Below are 714 nucleotides of genomic sequence, written 5' to 3'. Positions count from 1 at the left end.
CGATCGAGGTCGCCGCGCCAAAGGTCGAGGTCGCCGACACCATCGGCGCCGGAGACAGCTTTCAGGCGGCGCTGCTTTTCGCGCTGCACAAGCAGGGGCGCCTTGCCCGGCAGCAGCTGAAGGCCATCAATGCCGACGAGCTCCGCCGCGCGCTGTCCTTTGCCACCAATTGCGCCGGCCTGACCTGCACCCGCCCGGGCGCCGACCCGCCCTGGAGCCGTGAGATCACCTCGCCCTTGTAGCCCGTCACAGCGGCGCGACGACTTTCTCGGCGCATTTGAGGAAGGTTCGGATCAGCGGGCTCTGAGAATCCCGCCGCCAGCAGACTGCGATATCGATGGAGTCGGTGGCGTCGCGCAGCGGCCTGAACACGATGCCGCGTGGTGCGCCAAGCTGCGCGCAGGCGGGTAGGATGGCGAGACCTTCACCGGCCAGAACCAGACTCATCGCCGAATGCACCGTCTCCACCCGGCTCGCAATCGGCATCACGACTTGATGCCGTCGCAGCAAGGCCGCGACCGCGGAGGAGGCGGGGTCGTGGTCCGGCCACGGCAGCGCGATCAGCGGGCGGCCTTGCAATTTCGCCATCGGCACTGCGCCAAGGCGGGCGAGCGGTGAGCGGATCGGCATCGCCAGCATGAACGGTTGCGCGCCGACCCGCGCCACCTGGATTTCAGGGTGATGGATCGCCGGCATGCACAGCGCGACCGTGAC

At 68.5% G+C, this 714-nt stretch carries 2 protein-coding genes; one reads left to right on the top strand and one right to left on the bottom strand.

Annotation, left to right across the window (positions count from 1 at the left end):
* A partial coding sequence (locus tag MOV74_RS39590; RefSeq protein WP_246933047.1) for a PfkB family carbohydrate kinase occupies window positions 1-242 on the top strand: 242 nt, incomplete at its 5' end.
* A 4-nt stretch (window positions 243-246) separates the two neighbouring features.
* On the opposite strand, the gene MOV74_RS39585 is transcribed toward MOV74_RS39590, so the two are convergent.
* Window positions 247-714, bottom strand: a 468-nt coding sequence (locus tag MOV74_RS39585) for a LysR family substrate-binding domain-containing protein (RefSeq protein ID WP_246933046.1), incomplete at its 5' end; no start/stop codon positions are given.

It is taken from the genome of Bradyrhizobium sp. SHOUNA76 (assembly GCF_023006445.1).
Lineage (GTDB): Bacteria > Pseudomonadota > Alphaproteobacteria > Rhizobiales > Xanthobacteraceae > Bradyrhizobium.
Note: the sequence above shows the minus strand (reverse complement) of the source record. Positions and strands in the feature narration are given on the sequence as shown.